Source organism: Lutibacter sp. A64, assembly GCF_022429565.1.
Classification (GTDB): domain Bacteria; phylum Bacteroidota; class Bacteroidia; order Flavobacteriales; family Flavobacteriaceae; genus Lutibacter.
Genome location: NZ_CP092487.1, coordinates 3,858,517 through 3,877,385, shown reverse-complemented (window position 1 = coordinate 3,877,385; position 18,869 = coordinate 3,858,517). Strand labels below are relative to the sequence as shown.

Below are 18,869 nucleotides of genomic sequence, written 5' to 3'. Positions count from 1 at the left end.
TATTTAGGTTTTATTATAATCTTTTAATGTGCTTCTGCTAATTTTTCTAATAATACTTTAAAATGTTATTTATTAAGCTTTTTTATTTTAACACAATTTCAATAACAGGAATTTCAACATTAGGTTTAACAACTGGAAGACTAAGGTTAACATCTTGTGCTGCCATTTCTTCTTTCCCCCAGGCTCCATGTCTATTCGCTATTTTTATTTCAGAATTATCATGTAAAAACTGGGCATATTTTATTTTACCTTTCATTCCTTTTAGGGTAAAATTTTGTAATGGATAATCTAATAAATGAATATACAATCTATGTGTTTTTGGATTGTAAGTTAATAATGAATTAGCAGGAACTTCAAATTCCTCTGGAGCGGCTGTACATCCGTAAATTGCTTTTCCGTTATATTTCATCCAAGTTCCCATTTTTTTAAGAGCACTTTCGGCACGGTAATCAATTTCACCTCTTCCATTTGGGCCAACATTTAATAAAACATTACCACCTTTACTTACTGATTCTATTAATAATACTAATAACTGTTTGTTATCTTTCCAGGTTAATTCATCTCTATAATATCCCCAAGATCCACTAAAAGTTTGACAGGTTTCCCAAGGTATTTTTTCTCCATTATAAGTAGGCCATTCTTCAACTTTAAATTGTTCTGGCGTTGTAAAATCCCAACCTCCAGCATATTCTTTTAAATCTAATCGGTCGTTTACAATAATTTCTGGCTGAAGTTTTCTTATTAACTTCATAAGTTCAACTGAGCCCCAATCTTCTCTACCTTTACCATGCTTACCAGGAATAGAATAATCTAACCATAACATATCTACTTTACCGTAATTTGTTAAAATTTCAGTTACTTGGTTTTTTAAATATTCGCGATAAATACTCATATCGCGATTTTTATTCAATGCTTTATATTCTTTATCCGTTTTTGGAGACATTGGATGTACCCTATCAATGGTATAATGAGGGTGGTGCCAATCAATAATAGAATAATAAAAACCTATTTTTATTCCTGCAGCTCTAAAAGCATCAACCCATTCTTTAAGAGCGTCTTTACCATATTCGGTATTTGTAACTTTGTATTCTGTATATTTAGAATCGAACAAGGTAAAACCTTCGTGATGTTTTGTTGTAATTACAGCATACTTCATTCCTGCTTCTTTAGCTAGTTTAGCCCATTCAGTTGGATTGTATAAATCTGGATTAAAATTATCAAAGTATTTTTGATAGTCTTCATCTGAAATTCTTTCACGTTTTTTAACCCATTCGTGTCTTCCAGCTAAAGAATAAGTTCCCCAATGAATAAACATTCCGAAACGATCATTTGTCCACCAAGCCAAACGTTCTGTTTTCTCTTTTGCTGTTTCGTCCCAAATTTTTTTCTCTTGAGCATTTGAGCTAATAAAAGTAAAAATTAATAGCGATAAAATAATGGTGTTTTTCATTGAATTATAAATTAGATTGTAGATTAAACTTGTTTCTATCCTAAAATTTTAATTTAAAAGAATTGGCTAAACCTCTTTTAAAAGGGCTTCCCATCCTTTTGATTTTATTTCTTGTCCAACTTCACGCAGTACCTTTACATCTTCAGGATGCATTTCTCCACTTGGTAACGGCCCTGTATTTAACAATAAATTAGCTGGATATTCATTTGCTCTTTTAAGCATCTTTATCACTTCTTCTTTAGATTTATGATTTCCATCTTCTGAAGAAAGATAGCCCCACCCTTTTCGTTGTAAATGATCGCAAATTTCTAAAGGTTTTTCTATTTTTTGTCCTTTTTTATATTTACGCTCAGGAGCAAGAAAATCTTCTGTTCCAAGCATCCCTTGCTTATATGAAACCAAGGTTTGTGGTTGTTTGCTATGAATTAAATCGTATAAGTCTTGACATTTAAAAAGAGAACGATCTCCCGAAGCTGGTGTAGCAAAACCATCTAACCATATACCGGCAATATTGTCATAATTTTCAAGTAATTCATTCACTTGGTTAGACATAAATTCTAAATAAATATTTAAATCATGTTCTTCTCCATATTTATAAAATGGTTCTTTGGTTTCGTAATCTGGACGCGCAGCTCCTTTCCATTTATCGTTATTTGGAGCGTGTGGATGACGCCAATCACGTCCATGAGAATAGTATAAGAAAAATGCTAAACCTTTTTTATTACATTGTTCTGAAAGTTCAGCTACTAAATCTCTTTTTGCAGGGGAATTTACACTATTGAAGTCTGTAAATTTTGTATCCCACAGGCAAAAACTATCGTGATGACGTGTGGTTAAATTTATATACTTCATTCCTGCTTCAAGAGCAAGATCTGTAATAAAATCCGCATCAAATTTTTCGGCCGTAAATTTATCTTTTAACTTGGCATATTCAGCTACATGAATTTTTTCATTATGCATTACCCATTCATGTCTTCCTAAAAGAGAATATAACCCATAGTGAATAAACATTCCATAACGCGCTTCTTTAAACCATTCAACTGCTGCTTTTCTAGGATCTTGATTATAAAGATCTTCATAATCTTTTAAATATGGAGGTATAGAATTACCAATAATATTTGAACATCCAGTATATAGCATTGCTCCAGCACTTGCTAACAACGATAAGGTTATAAAATTTCTTCTATCCATAAGTTTGCTTATTTTATTTTTAATTATTTTATAAGATTCTTTTTTATACACAAATACAATAAAGTGTTTATTTTTCTTGATCCCACAATCTATAGGGATCATTATTTTCTATCATTTGTTCTAATAATAATTGTTCCATTTCTGCTAATTTTTCGGCATATAAAGGATTGTTAGCTAAATTAGTTTCCATTTCACCCAATTTTTGGTGCTCTTCTAAAAACTCATTCGGATTTTCAGCAAGATTAAAAAGTTGTGTTTTTCTAATAGAACCTTTCATAAGATCGTATTTTATAAGTTTCCAATCACCTTTAATAACACTACGCATTCCAGGTTTAGACCCTCCACAATATACTCCGTACATAACATCTCTCATAGTATTTTTTTTACCTTCTAACAATGGTTTAAAACTAACTCCTTGAACAGTTTCTGGAATCTCAATACCCGCTAAATCACAAACTGTTGGTAAAATATCTAAAAGATAAACATTTCCCTTAACACGTTGCCCTGCTTTAATATTTGGACCTTTAATTATAAATGGCACACGAGAAGTATGTTCGTACAAATTTTGTTTTCCCATAAGACCATGCCTTCCTATTGCAATTCCGTGATCCGAAGTATAAATAATATAGGTATTATCTAATTCTCCCATTTCTTCAAGCTTCTTAAGCACCTTACCCATTTGAATGTCTATGTTTTCACTACAAGCATATTCGCGTCCTAATTCATTTTGAATTGTTTGTTTATCTCTATTTTTCCAAACTCCAACTACACGTTCTTCATCTCTTAAATTTTTATGCCCGTGAAAGAATGGGTGTGCTGGCAGGTAATTATCTTGTACACCTGGTTGTTTTGAATTTATAGGGGGAATTGTGTTAGGATCTTTATGATTTGTAGCTCCATATTTTGCTAACAACTCTGGAGTTCCATTACGCTCGTCGTGTGGGTGAGAAAACCCAAAATAAATAAAGAAAGGGTCTGTTTCTTTACTTTCTTCACGATTTTCTAAATAATTAAGTACTTGTTTAGAATGCCAAGCACTACCTGTTTCTTCGGTACCTCCACGTTTTACAGCATCATGAACTACTGTAAATTGTTTGTTTGCTGCTCCGTAAGAATTTCCTTGTTTACAAGTTCGCATGGTTTTATAACCAGCTCTATTAAAAACGGCTCCTATTGTTTGAAGTTCTAAACTATCTGGAGCAGTTATATTTTCGTTAAAACCAGCACTACGTGGTAAATCCCAAACTTTACGCCCAGACATAATCATATGACGAGAAGGCGTACAAACAGCTCCATTCATAGCTCCCATATTACGTGCGCTGTCAAAAACTATTCCTTCTTTTGCTAGTTTATCAATATTTGGAGTATCTAGTATTGATTTTTCATCGTAGATTTTTAAATCGAACGGAGATTGATCATCTACTAATACAAATAGAAAATTTGGTCTTTTTTTGTTTTCTGTTTGTGCATATGATGTAACATATACCATACACAATAAAAAAATTACAAGTATTTTTTTCATTTATTAATTTTTATATAATTATTGATTTTGATATTCTTTTATTTATTACTTCTTCTTTTAATTGCCAACGCTCTTGTTTCTAATGGAAACTCGCTATGTTCTGTTCTAGCATTTTTTAATATACGTAGCATTTCGTTTAATTTTTCTGGTTCTTTTAAGACTAAATTTTCAGTTTCACCAATATCTTTTGAAAGATTATACAATTCTGGTTTCCCTTCTAATTTCCATACCAATTTCCATTCGTCTTTTCTAATTGCTTGAATAGGCCCTTGTTTTTCATTAAATTCCCAGTACAAATAATCATGTTTTTTTTGAGCTTTTGTATTCCCCATCAATTCTGGCATTAAAGAAAGTCCATTAATATCTTTATTTGAAGGTTTTACACCTGCTAAATCACAAACTGTTGGTAAAAAATCCCAAAAAGCAGAAATATGATTACTTTTAGAACCTGGAGCAATTTTACCTGGATAATTTGCAATAAATGGAACACGAATACCTCCTTCATATAAATCTCGTTTTCCCCCTCTTAAATCTCCATTACTGTTAAAAAAATGATCATCTTTTTCATATTCTGGCCCATTATCACTGGTAAAAAAGACTATGGTATTTTCATCTATTCCAAGTTCTTTTAATTTTTCAAAGAGTGTTCCTATATCTCTATCCATACGAGAAACCATACCTGCATAAGTAATATTTCCTTCTTTATCATTTTTGTAATGTCCTTTAGTATTCATTTTACGTTTAGGCCAACCAAGTGTTTTATATGGTTCTTTAGAATCTTCAGGCACCGTTAATTCTAAATGAGGAATTGTTAAAGCTAAATACAGAAAAAAAGGATTATTTTTTTCTTTTTCAATATAACTTAATGCTTCGTTTACGAAAACATCATGCGTATATTTTCCTTGTTTTAATTTAAAATTATTATCCTTCAAAATAAAAGGTTCATTATTTTTGTAAATAGTATCCCAATAATAATGATGCGCTTCACCATGTGTTTTATAACCTAAAAAATAATCAAAACCATGATTAGAAGGCATATTTCCTTTAGCAGTTCCTTCTGAAAGCCCCCATTTACCAATAATGGCTGTTTTATATCCTGCTTTTTTAAGTTCATTTGCTACAGTTGGCTCGTTTGGTTTAAGGTTAACTGGATTTCCGCTTTGAGTCCAAACAGGATTTCCTCTAACACTTGCATGTCCTTGATCGTATCCAGTTAATAAACTAGCACGCGATGGCATACATACAGTTGAACCAGAATAATGATTTGTAAAAATGATTCCTTCGGAAGCCATTTTATCTAGATTTGGAGTTTTAATTTTAGTTTGCCCGTAGCTACCTATATCTCCGTATCCTAAATCGTCTGCCATTATAAAAATAATATTTGGCTTTTTCTCTTCACTAATTTTTGTTGTTGTAACATTTTGATTGTTTTTACAACTCAAACTAAAAAACAATAACATTCCAATAAAAAACAGATGATCTATTTTAACACTCATTTTATATCTTATTATTAACTAATAAATAGTATTTTTTTTACAGAGATAAAGTTAGTGCTTTTTTAAAGTAAAATTTTCTCAATAGAGGGATAAAAATGTTGCTTAAAAATACCCCCCCAATTTTATACTCATTTAGATAAAATTGGGGATAATTTTTTATGCAAAAAAATCTACTTTATTTTAATAACCTAGACTTCTTATTTTTTTACTTAATTGTTTCATTAATTCTAAATTGTTTTAATAAATCAATACTAATCAACTGTAGTTTTACTATCCCACCAAGTATCGTTTGGCTTAAAATCATCGGAAAGAAATTTCAATCGTTGTTTTTCTAGATTTGGCCACTGATTTTTAATTACTGATTCCAAATATTTTTTTTCTAATTCAGCGTTATATTCATCATCTTTTACAGGAAATCTTGCTCCTACTTCATTTAAATAATTAAAAAGTTTCTCATCTAAATATTTTACTGTATCTGGATTATTTTCAGCAATATTATTAGCTTCTTCAATATCATTTTCAAGGTCATACAATTCTTTATGTCCATCTTCGTAATAATGAATTAACTTCCATTTTCCTTCTCTTATGATACTTGAAGGCTCTCCGCCCTGATTTCCGTAATGTGGATAATGCCAGATTAATGGACGTTTAGCAATAGTTTCTCCTTTTAGAATTGGCACTAAACTTACTCCATCTTGGTGTTCTTCTGGTAAAAGATCTGCTCCAACTAATTCCAATAAAGTAGGGTAAAAATCTGAACCCGTAACTGGCGTTGTATTTATTTGACCGTTTGCTAAACCAGGAACTTTAATAAAATAAGGCTCACGAATTCCACCTTCAAATTGATAACCTTTTCCTCCACGCAAAGGAAGGTTTGATGTTGAAAATGAATCTCCTGAAGATACCCCTCCATTATCTGATGTAAATACTACAATTGTATTATCATCAAGCCCCATTTCTTTTAAAGAATTCATTACTTTTCCAATTGCATCATCCATTGTTTCAACAAGGCCTGCATAAATTGGGTTATCTTGTTGCTGTTTAATTGGTAAAAAGTGCCCCATTTTAAACCCTTGTTCTGCAACACCTAATTCTTGAGCTTTCTGTTGGTATTTTTGCCACTTCTCTTGTGTAGTTTGAATAGGACCATGTACTGCGTAAAATGAAAGAAAAGCAAAAAAGGTAGTATCCTTATTTTGTTTCATAAAATTTATTGTTTCATCTGCCAAACGCATAGATAGATTTTCTCCTTTTTTTGTATTTGGTAAAGTTGGATTTATCCATGGTGAAAAGTAACCTCCTTTTGGGCTACCACTCTCCCATCCTCCTTTGTTAATATCAAATCCGTGATCTTCTGGAGAAGATCCCTCTCCACCTAAATGCCATTTTCCAGTAAAAAATGTTTTATATCCTTGAGTTTTTAAAGCTTCAGGCAAAGTAGTATAAGACAAATTTAATTGATGATTATAATCCGCCGGAAGTAACTTATTATATCTTTTTTTATTTCTCCATTTTTCTCCTACTGCTGCACCTATCCAATCTGTTATTCCATGACGTGCAGTATTTTTACCTGTTAAAATACTAGCTCTTGAAGGACTACAAACCTGACAATTAGCATAGCCATTTGTAAAATTCATACCTTGATTGGCTATTTTATCAATATTAGGAGTCTCATAATATTCACTACCCATAACACTTGTATCTTTGTATCCAAAATCATCTGCAAGAATGAATAATATGTTAGGTTTTACTTTTTCATTAGTAGTAATTGAACTCTTATTTTTATCACTTTTACAACTAAAATTTAATAGAATTAAAAGTGTAAATACTATAAATATGGGTAATTTAATTTTCATCTTTTTTATTTTCTTGGGGTAAGTTGGTTATATAATAAAGTGTGTTTTTCTACAATTTTACCGTGTTCATCAATCAACCTAAAAGTAACCTGAGGTTCTTTTGCTTTTGTATTAAATAAAAATTCGCCGAAAGCAATTATTTCAGTACCTCCATAGCCAAAAATTTGATTGGTAGTATCTTTTGCCATAGCTTTTGGCCCAGGAACACCGCCTAATGTTCCTGCTTCAAATTCGTGTATAATATATCCTGATGGTCTAGGTATATTAAATGCACGTGTTCCATGGCGGTCTCCACTAATAAATAAAACTCCTTTTATATTTTCTCTTTCAATAAGGTTAAATATTTCTTCTCTTGCAGCAGTATCCCAAGTACCCCAAGAATCTTTTCCATTAGATATAGCGTCGCTCCACATAGTTCCACTTGAAATAATTTTAAAAGGAGCTATAGAATTTTTTAAAGTTTCTTTTAACCAGTTTTGTTGTTCTATACCTAAATACGAACCATATTCGCCTCGTGCTTCAACTGTACGGCAAGAACGCGTATCTAACATAATTACTTCAACAGGACCTATTACAGTGCTAAAATATATGCCTTCTCCTTTATACTCTGGATTGTTCCAATTCTGATACCAAACTGCTCTAACTGCCTCAACATCATCACTAGTGAATTTATCTGGAATACCGCTTAGATCGTTATTAAAATAATCGTGATCATCCCAAGCAGTATATAAAGGAACATTGGCTGAAAGGTCTCTCCAAGGTTTAGACATATCTCGTAAAAGATAATCTGACCTATGTAGGTTAATTTTATTTTCCCTATCATCAACAGCTATATCGCCAATTAACAACATTACTTGTGGATTTCTTTTTAGAATTTGTGTTACTAAGTTTGGATTATGCAATCCTACTTTATGAAAATCTGATCCAAAAGCCACTTTAAACAAGCCTTTTTCTTTAGTAGTTGGGGCTGTTTTAAATCCCCCTTCTGCTAGCTTAATTTCATTTTCATAAATTTGATACTTATACTCTGAATTAGCAGTTAATCCATCCAATACTATCCTTTGCTCAACACCTGGTGTTATATTGTTTTTAAAATATATATGCTCCCTCTTATCTTTTATATTCAACACTTTGATAGTAATAGGTGTTTCAGAGTATTTTCGCAACCAAACAGTTACTTCTTCCTCTTGTAAATTCCCTAGTATAGGACCTCCTATTAGTGCTAAATTATGCTTTTTTGCAGATTCTAAAATCTTAGCATCTGCAAAATTCGCTTCTGTATTTTCTAAAAATACAGCACGAGATTCCATATAAAACTGTCTAATATTTTCAGGTAAAAGTCCGTAACTATCAAGCAATAAAGTGTCAATTTCTAAATCTCCTTTATGTGCTTCTTTAAGTGTTACTTTATGTTGTACCGGAACAACTGTGTTTTTTTGACTGTAACCTTTACAGCTAATAAATAATATTGTAAAAACTAAGCAATACCTATTAAATACATTTATATTTTTCATTAGTTGAATTATCAGTTAAACTTTTGATATATTAGTAATGGTTACAATTTTAAAAACAAATTTACAGTTTATTTAAAAATAATTTCATCAACAAAGAGACCTTTATCTTCAACTGTTTCTAATTTAATTGTATTTGCACCTCTATTAATTTGAATAGAAACTTTTACTTTACTCCAAAATTCTCCCCAATTATCTGTACTTGGTAAAAAAAGCTTATCTTTTACAACCTCATCATTAACTATAAGTTTAACATAAGTACCTGCAGCACCTTTAATATGTGCACTATATCTAATGTATAAATCTATTTCTCCTGCACCTCCATCATTTTCTTGATACCAAGCCACAGACGATCCTACTTCTTTATCTAAACTTACATAACCTTTACCTCTAAAGTTTGAACCTTTTGCTAAAACACTACCATTAACTACTGTAGCTTCTTCAGCTTGTTCTCCTATTTCTGTTACATTTGTTATATTTTCATTCCAAGTAAATCCTTCATTTGCTCCAAATTTTTCTTCCAAAACTTGTAAAGCTTCACCATCTACAACAATTAATGCTTTTACAGTTGTTTCTGGTGCAATTTCAAAACTCGATTCATATTTTTTAGAATTAATAGTTGGATTAGTACCATCTGTAGTATAAAATATTTTAATTGTAGGATTAATTTTAGCTCCTCTTAAATTAAGAATTTCGGTATCTATACTTACTTTATTAGAAGTAATTTGTTTTTTCTCTCCTAAAATACAACTTGCTAACAAGTTAATAGCACCAGAGTTATTTGTAGATTCTATATAAGCACGTGTTAATCCATAAAATGCTTTTCTATGATTTAGACCTACATGTTGTTCAACATCAACAGGACTTCCATTATCTAAAGCTTTAATTCTTCCTGCTCCAATTACATTAAAATAAGTTCTATTTTCTCCATAAGGATAAAATTCACCAGTATTATCTGTTGTTGTAACTCTTACTTGTACAATATCATTTGTAGTATCTTTTAAAGGTTCACCATCAATTGATAATTTAATTTTAGAAGGCGCATTTGCCGTTTTTATAACCTTTTCAGAAACTACTTTATTGTCTTTATAAGCAACAGCTTTTAAAGTACCTGGTTGCCATTTAACTAACCATTGGCACTGCATTTCATCCCAAGCTTTTCCTGGTTTCTTTTTTCCTAAAGATGTATTGTCAAAAAATAGCTCAACTTCATCGCAATTAGAATAAACCCACACTGGAATTTCTGTACCCAATTCCACTTTTGGATGTGTCCAATGTGGTAAAATATGAACCATTGGCTCTGTTGTCCACTGACTTTGGTATAAATAATACAAATCTTTTTCAAAATTTGCTAAATCTATAGCACCTCCCATAAAAGCTTTAAAAGGCCAACCACCATGTACATAACTTGCTTCACCAATATAATCATAACCTGTCCAACGGAATGAACCTGCATATTCTGGTATATCTCTAAGTTGTGCTATATTTAAACGTGATGATACACGCACAGTTGCATTGTCATAACTTGAATTAAAAACTTGTTTTCTATTTTTTCTATCAACTTCATCAACCCAATCATGAGTAAATACTTCTTTTTCTGTTAAATCTGGAATGGCGTAAGGTCGTTGATTTTTATTAGGGAAACCATCTCTAAACCAAGTTTTGGTTCTGTAATATCCTCTTACTTGCCAAGTATGTGTATTTTCTGTTCCTATAAAAACTTTTCCTTTTTGATTTTTTTCTATGTTTTCCATAAATCCTTTCTTCTCACTACCTCCATTTACACCTAAAACATTCATATGGTTAGACCCAGAATGACCTGAAGTTACTGGTCTAGTAGGATCTAGATTATTACAAGCTTCAACTAAATCCTTAGCTATAGGTCCTCCTGTTTCGTTTCCAACACTATAGATAACAATAGAAGGGTGATTTCTATCTCTCTTTATCCAATCTGTTAAATCTTGCTTCCACCATTCATCAAAGAAATGTGCTCCATAATCGTTTTTAGCTTTTTTCTTCCATCCATCAAAAATTTCATCCATTACTAACATACCAAGCTCATCACATAAATCGTAAAATATTGGTGTTTGTGGGTTGTGAGCCGTTCTAATTGCATTGACTCCCATATCTTTTAACTGTTGAATTCTAAAACGAAGAATTTTATCAGGCACAGCTGCTCCAAAAGCCCCTGCATCTTGATGGTTACATACACCTTGTAATTTAATATTTTCTCCATTTATCCACATTCCTGTTTCTGCAACCCATTCAATATCTCTAACCCCAAATTTAGTTTCAACAACATCTACTACTTCTTCATTTACTTTTAACTCACTTTTTAAGGTATATAAATACGGTGTTTTTATTGACCAAAGTTTTGGGTTGTTTAAAGTTAAGTTTGTTTTAATTATTAAATCTTCACTTTCCATTAAACTATCTTCTGTAGTAGCAATTACTTTTCCACTTTTATCTACAACGGAAGTAATAAGTGTTCCTGTTTTAGCTTGATCGTCTATAGTTGTTAAATCAGTATCTACAAAAATGTTATTCTTTTCTGTTCTTACAAAAATTCCATCTCTTGTAATATGGTTTTTATTTTTTACATCTATCCAAGTATGTGCATAAATTCCACTTCCAGTATACCAACGTGCCGAAGGTTGTTTACTATTATCTACACGTACAGCAAAAGTTATTTTTTTTGAAGTTTGTACAATTTCTGATATGTCATATGCAAATGAAATCCAACCATAAGGTCTGGTTCCTAATTTTTTACCATTTGCCCATACTGTACTATTCATAAATACCCCATCAAAAGCTATTTCTACATGTTGCCCTTTCCAAGTTTCTGGAACAGTAATGGTTTTTCTATACCACCCAAATCCAGCAGGTAAGTAACCACTTTGTCCGGCCATTGGGTTATTTTCATCATATTCACCTTCTATACTCCAGTCGTGAGGTAAATTTAATGTTCTCCAAGAAGCATCGTTATATTCAATTAATTCAGCACCTGTAATATCTTCTTGAATAAATTTCCAATTGGAATCAAAATTCACACGAGAATTGTTACTTATTTCAGTTGTTTCATTTTGGCAACTTATAAACAATAAACTAACTATAAAAGACAAGATTAAATAAGTTTGTTGTTTTAAATAGGATTTATTAATATATGACATAGTAGTATTTATTAGTAGTAATGAAGTTTTAATCTCAAAAAACACATTACTTACATTATATTTTTATTTTCTATAGCTTTTTATGCTATATGTTAATTTTAATGGTTTGGTAACACTTTATTAGTATTTACCAATTATTGGTTCTAATTGGAGTTTTATATCAACGTTATTACTTAAAGACTTAGCACCCCTGCTTTGGTCACTCACAATTAATAACTCAAATTTATAAAAGTAGTTTGTAAAACGTTGATATAATAATTAATACAAGCAATTTTTTAATCAGCTACAAAAGTATTTTGACTAAATGTAAAAACATCTGACGGTGTTCTTGCTTCTTTTAAAATAAGCTCCATTTCTTTTACTATTTCTGGGTATTGACTTGCTACATTAGTTGTTTCTCCTTCATCTTTCGATAAATCATACAATTCTATAGGAGCATTTGGTTCTTTTAAAACATTATATTTAACGGCTTTCCAATCTCCTTTTCTAACAGCTTGTCTTCCACCTCTTTCGTGAAATTCCCAATATAAATATTCATGTTGTTTTTGTAATTCTGGTTTATTTAATAACGTTGGTAAAAATGAAATTCCATCCAAGTTTTCTGGAACTGGTATCTCAGCAATTTCTGAGAATGTTGGAAATACATCCCAAAAAGCAGAAACTAAGTCTGTTTTTGTACCTTCTTTTATTTTCCCTGGCCATTTAATTATCATTGGTACTCGAATACCACCTTCGTACAAATCTCTTTTTGTTCCTTTAAATGGACCACTACTTTTAAAATATTCTGGGTCGGCACCACCTTCTGAATGAGGTCCGTTATCAGACGCAAATACTAAAATTGTATTATCTTCAATTCCCAGTTCTTTAACTTTTTTCATTATTTCACCTACTTGGGTGTCCATAATCTCTATCATTGCTGCAAAAGCCGCATGTGGTTCGTCTTGTGATTCGTAAAAACCTAATCTATATTCTGGTCCTCCGTCTACGCCTTCGTATTTTTTCTCTGGTAAATATTTTCCTTTGTATTTTGCCATAATTGAATCTGGAGCAACTAATTCTGCGTGTGGTATTATGGTTGGTACATACATAAAGAATGTAGTGTCTTTATTTTTTTCTAAAAATGAAAGTGCTTCATCTTGTATTAAATTTGGTGCGTATTGCTCTTTTTTAAATCCGCTATTGCCTGCCAAAACTATAGAATCTCTATTTGACCATAGGTGAAATGGATAGTAATTATGGCCTAAACGCTGGCAATTATATCCATAAAAAGTATCAAATCCTTGATATACGGGATCTCCTTCTGAACCTGGATATCCTAATCCCCATTTCCCAAAGGCTCCTGTGACATATCCTCCTTTTTTTAAGGCTTCTGCTAAAGTATAAGTGTCTGCTGGTATTGGATATTGTCCTTCTGGTTGTATCTCTTTATTTCCTCTTACTGGTGTATGTCCTGTATGCATTCCTGTTAATAGAGCAGATCTTGACGGTGCACATACCGTATTACCTGCATAATGTTGAGTAAATAACAATCCTTCTGAAGCTAATGCATCAATATTTGGCGTACTCAATTTTTCCTGTCCGTAAACACTTAAATCGCCATATCCTAAATCATCGGCAAGAATATAAATAATATTGGGTTTTTTAGAAGACTCTTGTGCTATGTCTAAACTGTTCTTTTCTTTTTGATTTGAGCAAGAAATTATGCTCGATAAAAGACACACATAAGCAATAAAAGAAAGTAAACTTTTCATAATTGGTAAATTTTAAAATAGCTAGAGTGTAAATATTAATATTTACACTCTAGCTTTTGGTTATTTTATTTTAACGGTAACCGTTATTTGTAGGGTCAGAGTCTAATAAATTTGCATTTAATAAAATTTGATTTTGTGGTACTGGAAGTAACACATGGTATGGTTGAATATTAGCCGCAGGATTATTCCAACTTCTATGTTCTGTATTTTTTACTACATCTAGCAATATTCCCCATCTAATTAAATCCATTTTTCTATGTCCTTCTGCAGCAAGTTCAAATTTTCTTTCAGAATACATTGCTTCTCTAAACTCAGATTGAGACATTCCGCTCCAAGGTTGATCTGGATCAAAAGCTCTTTCACGTACTTTATTTACATATGGATATGCATTAGCAGGACCATTTAATTCATTTTCTGCTTCAGCAGCCATTAAATAAATATCAGCCAAACGGAAAACAATATAGTTTTCGTGGTGGTTATATCTCACTGAATTTACCTGGTCTAAATTCCAATTTTTTCTGTAATATGGAAATGCAAGTTCAAAGCCTAAATATTCTGTTACTATAGTTGCATCATAACGTAAATCTCCATCTTGCCAATTATCTCTATCAGCTATTTCTGGTAATGGTATTGCCCATCCATACCCTGTCATGTCTTCTTCTTGCTCTAACATTAAACTTTGAAAATATTCCCATCGTTTCATTTGGGTTCCATTAGATTTAAGCACTGGATTTCCAAATTCATCAAAAGCATTTTCATTTCTATTTGAAGGTTCATCTCTTATTCGAGGATTATAATCATCTGTTCTTGTAGTATTAAGTTCATCAGCTTTAAAATCAATAATAAAAATATGTTCGTTATTTATTGAATTTGTTGGATCTAATTGATTAAAAACATCTGCAAAATTATCTAATAATGTATGATGCGAATTATTAATAATAGCATCACAATCACTTTTAGCTAACGCCCATTCTTTATCAAATAAGTGAAACTTCGCTTTTAAAGCATAAGCCGCCCATTTTGTAGCTCTTCCTAAATCTGCACTTGAGTAAGATTCTGGTAATAATGAAATAGCTCTTGTTAGATCTTCTTTCATATCTGTTCTAATCAAATCTTTATCATATCTACCCAATTCTCCAGCTTCAATAGGATTTAACATTTCTCTAAAATATGGAACATCTCCCCATAAATTAGTTAAGTGAAAAAATGCCAAAGCTCTTAAGAACAACAATTCACCAACGGCTTGATTTCTTGCCGCTTCTGAAATTTTTTCATTTCCATCAATATTGGCTAAAAACTCTGTTGTTCCATTTACTACTTCATATAATTGAGACCACACACCATTACCATCGGCTGTACCTTCTGCAATTAAATAATTATGAATGGATCCATTTACATTTCTATTAGGGCCAACTTCATCTGCTCCACTTAAATTATAATCATCTAAACCTCTTTGTCTATATAAATTATTATTATGGTATAATGTATAAATACCATTTACAGCCAATTCAGCTTCCTTGTCATTATTGAAAAAGTTTTCTGGAGTAATTGCATCCCTCAATTCCTCTTCTAGATATTCATCACATGAAATTATAGCAAAGAAACCTAATAATACTAGGAGTATTTTATTTTTTAATATATTTTTCATTTTATTATTTTTTTAAAATTCCATTTTTAATCCAAATGTAACAGACTTAGCATACGGATAAGTACCTGCTGCAAAACCTTGAGACACTGATCCAAAACCACTACCTGCACTAAAATTATTTGTTTCTGGATCTCCTAATTTAAACTTAGAAATTAAAAATAAATTAGAACCTGTAACATATACATTAAATGCGCTAAATGTATTATCCCATCCAATTTTATCTAAAGGAAGATTGTAATTTAAAGTGGCAGTTTTTAATCTTAAAAATGAACCATCTTCAATATTATTAGTACTATTTGGGTTAAATAAACTTGCAGAAACACCTGCTCTAGGAACATCTGAAGTTTCATTCTCTCCTTCTATCCAACGATCTAATACTCGTGAATCTAAGTTTTCTTCGTTTCTTCCATAAAATGAAGTTTGAGTTCTAATATTAAAGATATCACTTCCGTATTGACCTTGAAAAAATACGTCTAATGAAAGATTTTTATACGTAAAAGTATTTCTAAAACCTCCATAAAAATCTGGTTCTGGACTTCCAATTATTGTTGCATCTTCACTGTTCCAAGATGGATTATCATCTAAATTTTCAAATCTTGGACCACCAATAAATGACATTCCTTCTCTACCATCTGCAATTATTTCTTCAGCTGTTTTATAAGTTCCTAGATAATTAAGTCCAATAAATACTGGCATAGATTCTCCAACAATAAGTCTTGCTGAAGTACCTCCCTGATTACCTGTTGATTGTAAGTCTATATATTCTCTACCATCTAATTCTAAAACTTCACTTTTGTTTGTTGAAATTGATAATGTTGAACTCCAAGAAAAATCTTTTTTCTCAACATTAATAGTATTTAAAGAGAACTCAAAACCTTTATTTTCAATTGATCCTACATTTTGTAATTGAGTACCTCCACCTGCTTGTGCAGATAAAGCTTTAGCTAACAATAAATCTTCTGTAGTTTTTTTATAGTAATCAGCTTCAAATGTAATTCTATTGTCTAAAAGGCTTATTTCAAAACCAAGATCTAATTGTTTTGTAGTTTCCCACTTTAAACCATCACTAGGTACAGAGCCTAACTGAACTGCATTTACTACATTATCATTAAACACATTAATTGTATTGTTATATGTTGCAATTGAATTGTAAGGACTTACACCCTGCTCACCAACAATACCATAACTACCTCTAACTTTTAAATTATTAATAACATCTATATCTTCCATAAAATTTTCGTCACTTGTATTCCAAGCAAGACCTACAGAAGGGAAAAATGCATATTTATTTCCTGCTTCAAATACAGAAGAACCATCGTATCTACCAACTAAAGTTAAAAGGTATTTACTTTTATAACCATAATCTACCCTACTTAAAAATGAAGCTAGCGTTCTTTGGCTATATCCTGAGTTTGCATAATAAAGTGTAGCATCACCTAAGGCAAGATTATTAAATGATACAGCATCATTTGGAAAACCATCGGCTTCAGAAACAGTACTTTCATTATTATCTTTTTGCCAAGTAAATCCTCCTAATATTTTAAGGGAATGATCTTCATCTGCAGCTACATCATAAGTAAATGTATTTTCATTCAATATACTTTTTGAAAAATTTGTAGCTACTTTTCCATAACCTGTTCCTCCTTTATTAAGTATTCTATCTGGTAAAGCTCCAGGAAGATAATCGTTGTATTTTGTATGCGTTATTTCGGCACCAATAGTAGATTTCAATTTAAAATTTTCAAACAATTCATACTCAAAATATGCATTAGAAATAAGTTTTGTAATTAAATCGTGATCTACTCTTAAATTAATATCTGCTTCTGGATTTCTTTGTGTTCCAGAACTAATAGGGTTCACCCCATTATAACTACCATCATCATTATATACTTTTGAAATAGGCAAAAGCGATTGTACAATATTTGAATAATTTACTTTGTTATTCTCTTTTTTATAATGTGTAGCGTTTAAACGAATTCCCATTTTAAACTTATCAGAAAGTCTTACATCTAAATTAGTTCTAAAGGTTACTCTTTCTAATCCAGATCCTCTTAAAATACCTTCTTGATCAAAATGATTTATAGAAACATAGTAGTTTGAATTTTCTGAATTACCCATTATAGATAAATCTGTATTCATAACATGACCTGTTTGAGATACAAGGTCTAACCAATCGGTTGTTTCAACTGCTCCTGGCTCATCAAATATCAATGGTAAAGTAGGGTCTGTTCCTCCAAAACCATTATTTAGATTTGGATTAAATTGACCAGCTTCATTAATATAATTCACATAATCTTCTCCACTTAAAATATCAATTTCATTTGCTACTTCTTGAACACTGTAGTAATGATTTAAGCTAATTTTTGGTTTTCCTTTTGAAACTTCGGTACCATTTTTAGTTGTAACTAAAATAACCCCTGAAGCCCCTCTTGTACCATAAATAGCTAATGCTGTTGCATCTTTTAAAACATCAACAGATTTAATATCATTAACGTTTAAAGTGTTTAAGTTGAACCCTGTTCCAACAATAAATCCATCAACCACATATAAAGGGTTGTTATTACCATTTATTGAACTAGCACCTCTAATTCTAATAGTTGAACCCGATCCTGGATCACCACTATTAGATGTTACTGAAACTCCTGTAGCTCTACCTTGTAGTGCCTGATCTAACCTTGCGACTGGTTGATTTTCCAAAACATCAGATTTTACAGAAGATACAGAAGAAACTAAATCTTTTTTAGATGTAGTTCCGTACCCAATTACAACAACTTCATTTAATTGTTGTGAATCTCCTTTTAAAACAATGTTTAATACTTCTTGATCTCCAATTAAAATATCTTGAGCCACAAACCCAATATATGAAAATTGTAAAATTTCACCTTTAGAAACTTCAATTGAATAGTTTCCATCAAAATCGGAAGTCACCCCTCGGTTTGTTCCTTTTACCAAAATATTAACACCTGGCAAAGTTTGATTTAAGTCGTCTGTAACTGTTCCTGTAATAGTTGTTTGAGCCTTTAAGGACATAAAACCACAACACAACAGTAATAAAATACTTAGTTTTAATTTCATACTAATTAATAATTAATTTATAGTTTGGTTTCATCATTATAACAAATGATTACAACAAATCTATAAGATAAATAAAAAGCAAGGTTCTCTTTTTTGGGGTAAATTTGTTGCAAATAACAATAAATAACAGGTATTTAACCGCTTGCAACAATTTAACTCCTATTAAAACAAACTAACACCTATAATCACATACTCAAAA

At 31.2% G+C, this 18,869-nt stretch carries 10 protein-coding genes; all 10 read right to left on the bottom strand.

Annotated elements, in window-relative coordinates:
* Positions 1-82: 82 nt before the first annotated feature.
* The 10 genes from MKD41_RS15670 to MKD41_RS15625 all read right to left on the bottom strand — a co-directional run bounded on the left by MKD41_RS15670 (position 83) and on the right by MKD41_RS15625 (position 18,670).
* Positions 83-1,450 carry an alpha-L-fucosidase gene (locus MKD41_RS15670; RefSeq protein ID WP_240243284.1) on the bottom strand — a complete coding sequence of 456 codons (1,368 nt, stop codon included), beginning with the start codon at positions 1,448-1,450 and terminating at the stop codon, positions 83-85.
* A gap of 66 nt (positions 1,451-1,516) precedes the next feature.
* Positions 1,517-2,641, bottom strand: a complete 1,125-nt coding sequence (locus tag MKD41_RS15665) for an alpha-L-fucosidase (protein WP_240243283.1) — start codon at positions 2,639-2,641, stop codon at positions 1,517-1,519.
* A gap of 67 nt (positions 2,642-2,708) precedes the next feature.
* Positions 2,709-4,163, bottom strand: a complete 1,455-nt coding sequence (locus MKD41_RS15660; protein WP_240243282.1) for a sulfatase-like hydrolase/transferase — start codon at positions 4,161-4,163, stop codon at positions 2,709-2,711.
* 38 nt (positions 4,164-4,201) lie between these two features.
* On the bottom strand, positions 4,202-5,659 hold the full coding sequence (locus MKD41_RS15655) for an arylsulfatase (protein WP_240243281.1): 1,458 nt from the start codon (positions 5,657-5,659) through the stop codon (positions 4,202-4,204).
* Between the two features lie 251 nt (positions 5,660-5,910).
* Entirely contained in the window at positions 5,911-7,515 is a 1,605-nt protein-coding gene (locus MKD41_RS15650) for a sulfatase (RefSeq protein ID WP_240243280.1), read from the bottom strand.
* A gap of 5 nt (positions 7,516-7,520) precedes the next feature.
* On the bottom strand, positions 7,521-9,029 hold the full coding sequence (locus tag MKD41_RS15645) for an alkaline phosphatase D family protein (protein WP_240243279.1): 1,509 nt from the start codon (positions 9,027-9,029) through the stop codon (positions 7,521-7,523).
* A gap of 68 nt (positions 9,030-9,097) precedes the next feature.
* Entirely contained in the window at positions 9,098-12,196 is a 3,099-nt protein-coding gene (locus MKD41_RS15640) for a glycoside hydrolase family 2 TIM barrel-domain containing protein (RefSeq protein ID WP_240243278.1), read from the bottom strand.
* Between the two features lie 275 nt (positions 12,197-12,471).
* Positions 12,472-13,947 carry an arylsulfatase gene (locus MKD41_RS15635; RefSeq protein WP_240243277.1) on the bottom strand — a complete coding sequence of 492 codons (1,476 nt, stop codon included), beginning with the start codon at positions 13,945-13,947 and terminating at the stop codon, positions 12,472-12,474.
* A gap of 70 nt (positions 13,948-14,017) precedes the next feature.
* The gene (locus tag MKD41_RS15630) at positions 14,018-15,595 is read right to left on the bottom strand and encodes a RagB/SusD family nutrient uptake outer membrane protein (RefSeq protein WP_240243276.1); all 1,578 of its coding nucleotides are present in this window, start codon (positions 15,593-15,595) and stop codon (positions 14,018-14,020) included.
* A gap of 12 nt (positions 15,596-15,607) precedes the next feature.
* Positions 15,608-18,670 carry a SusC/RagA family TonB-linked outer membrane protein gene (locus tag MKD41_RS15625; RefSeq protein WP_240243275.1) on the bottom strand — a complete coding sequence of 1,021 codons (3,063 nt, stop codon included), beginning with the start codon at positions 18,668-18,670 and terminating at the stop codon, positions 15,608-15,610.
* Between the last annotated feature and the right edge of the window lie 199 nt (positions 18,671-18,869).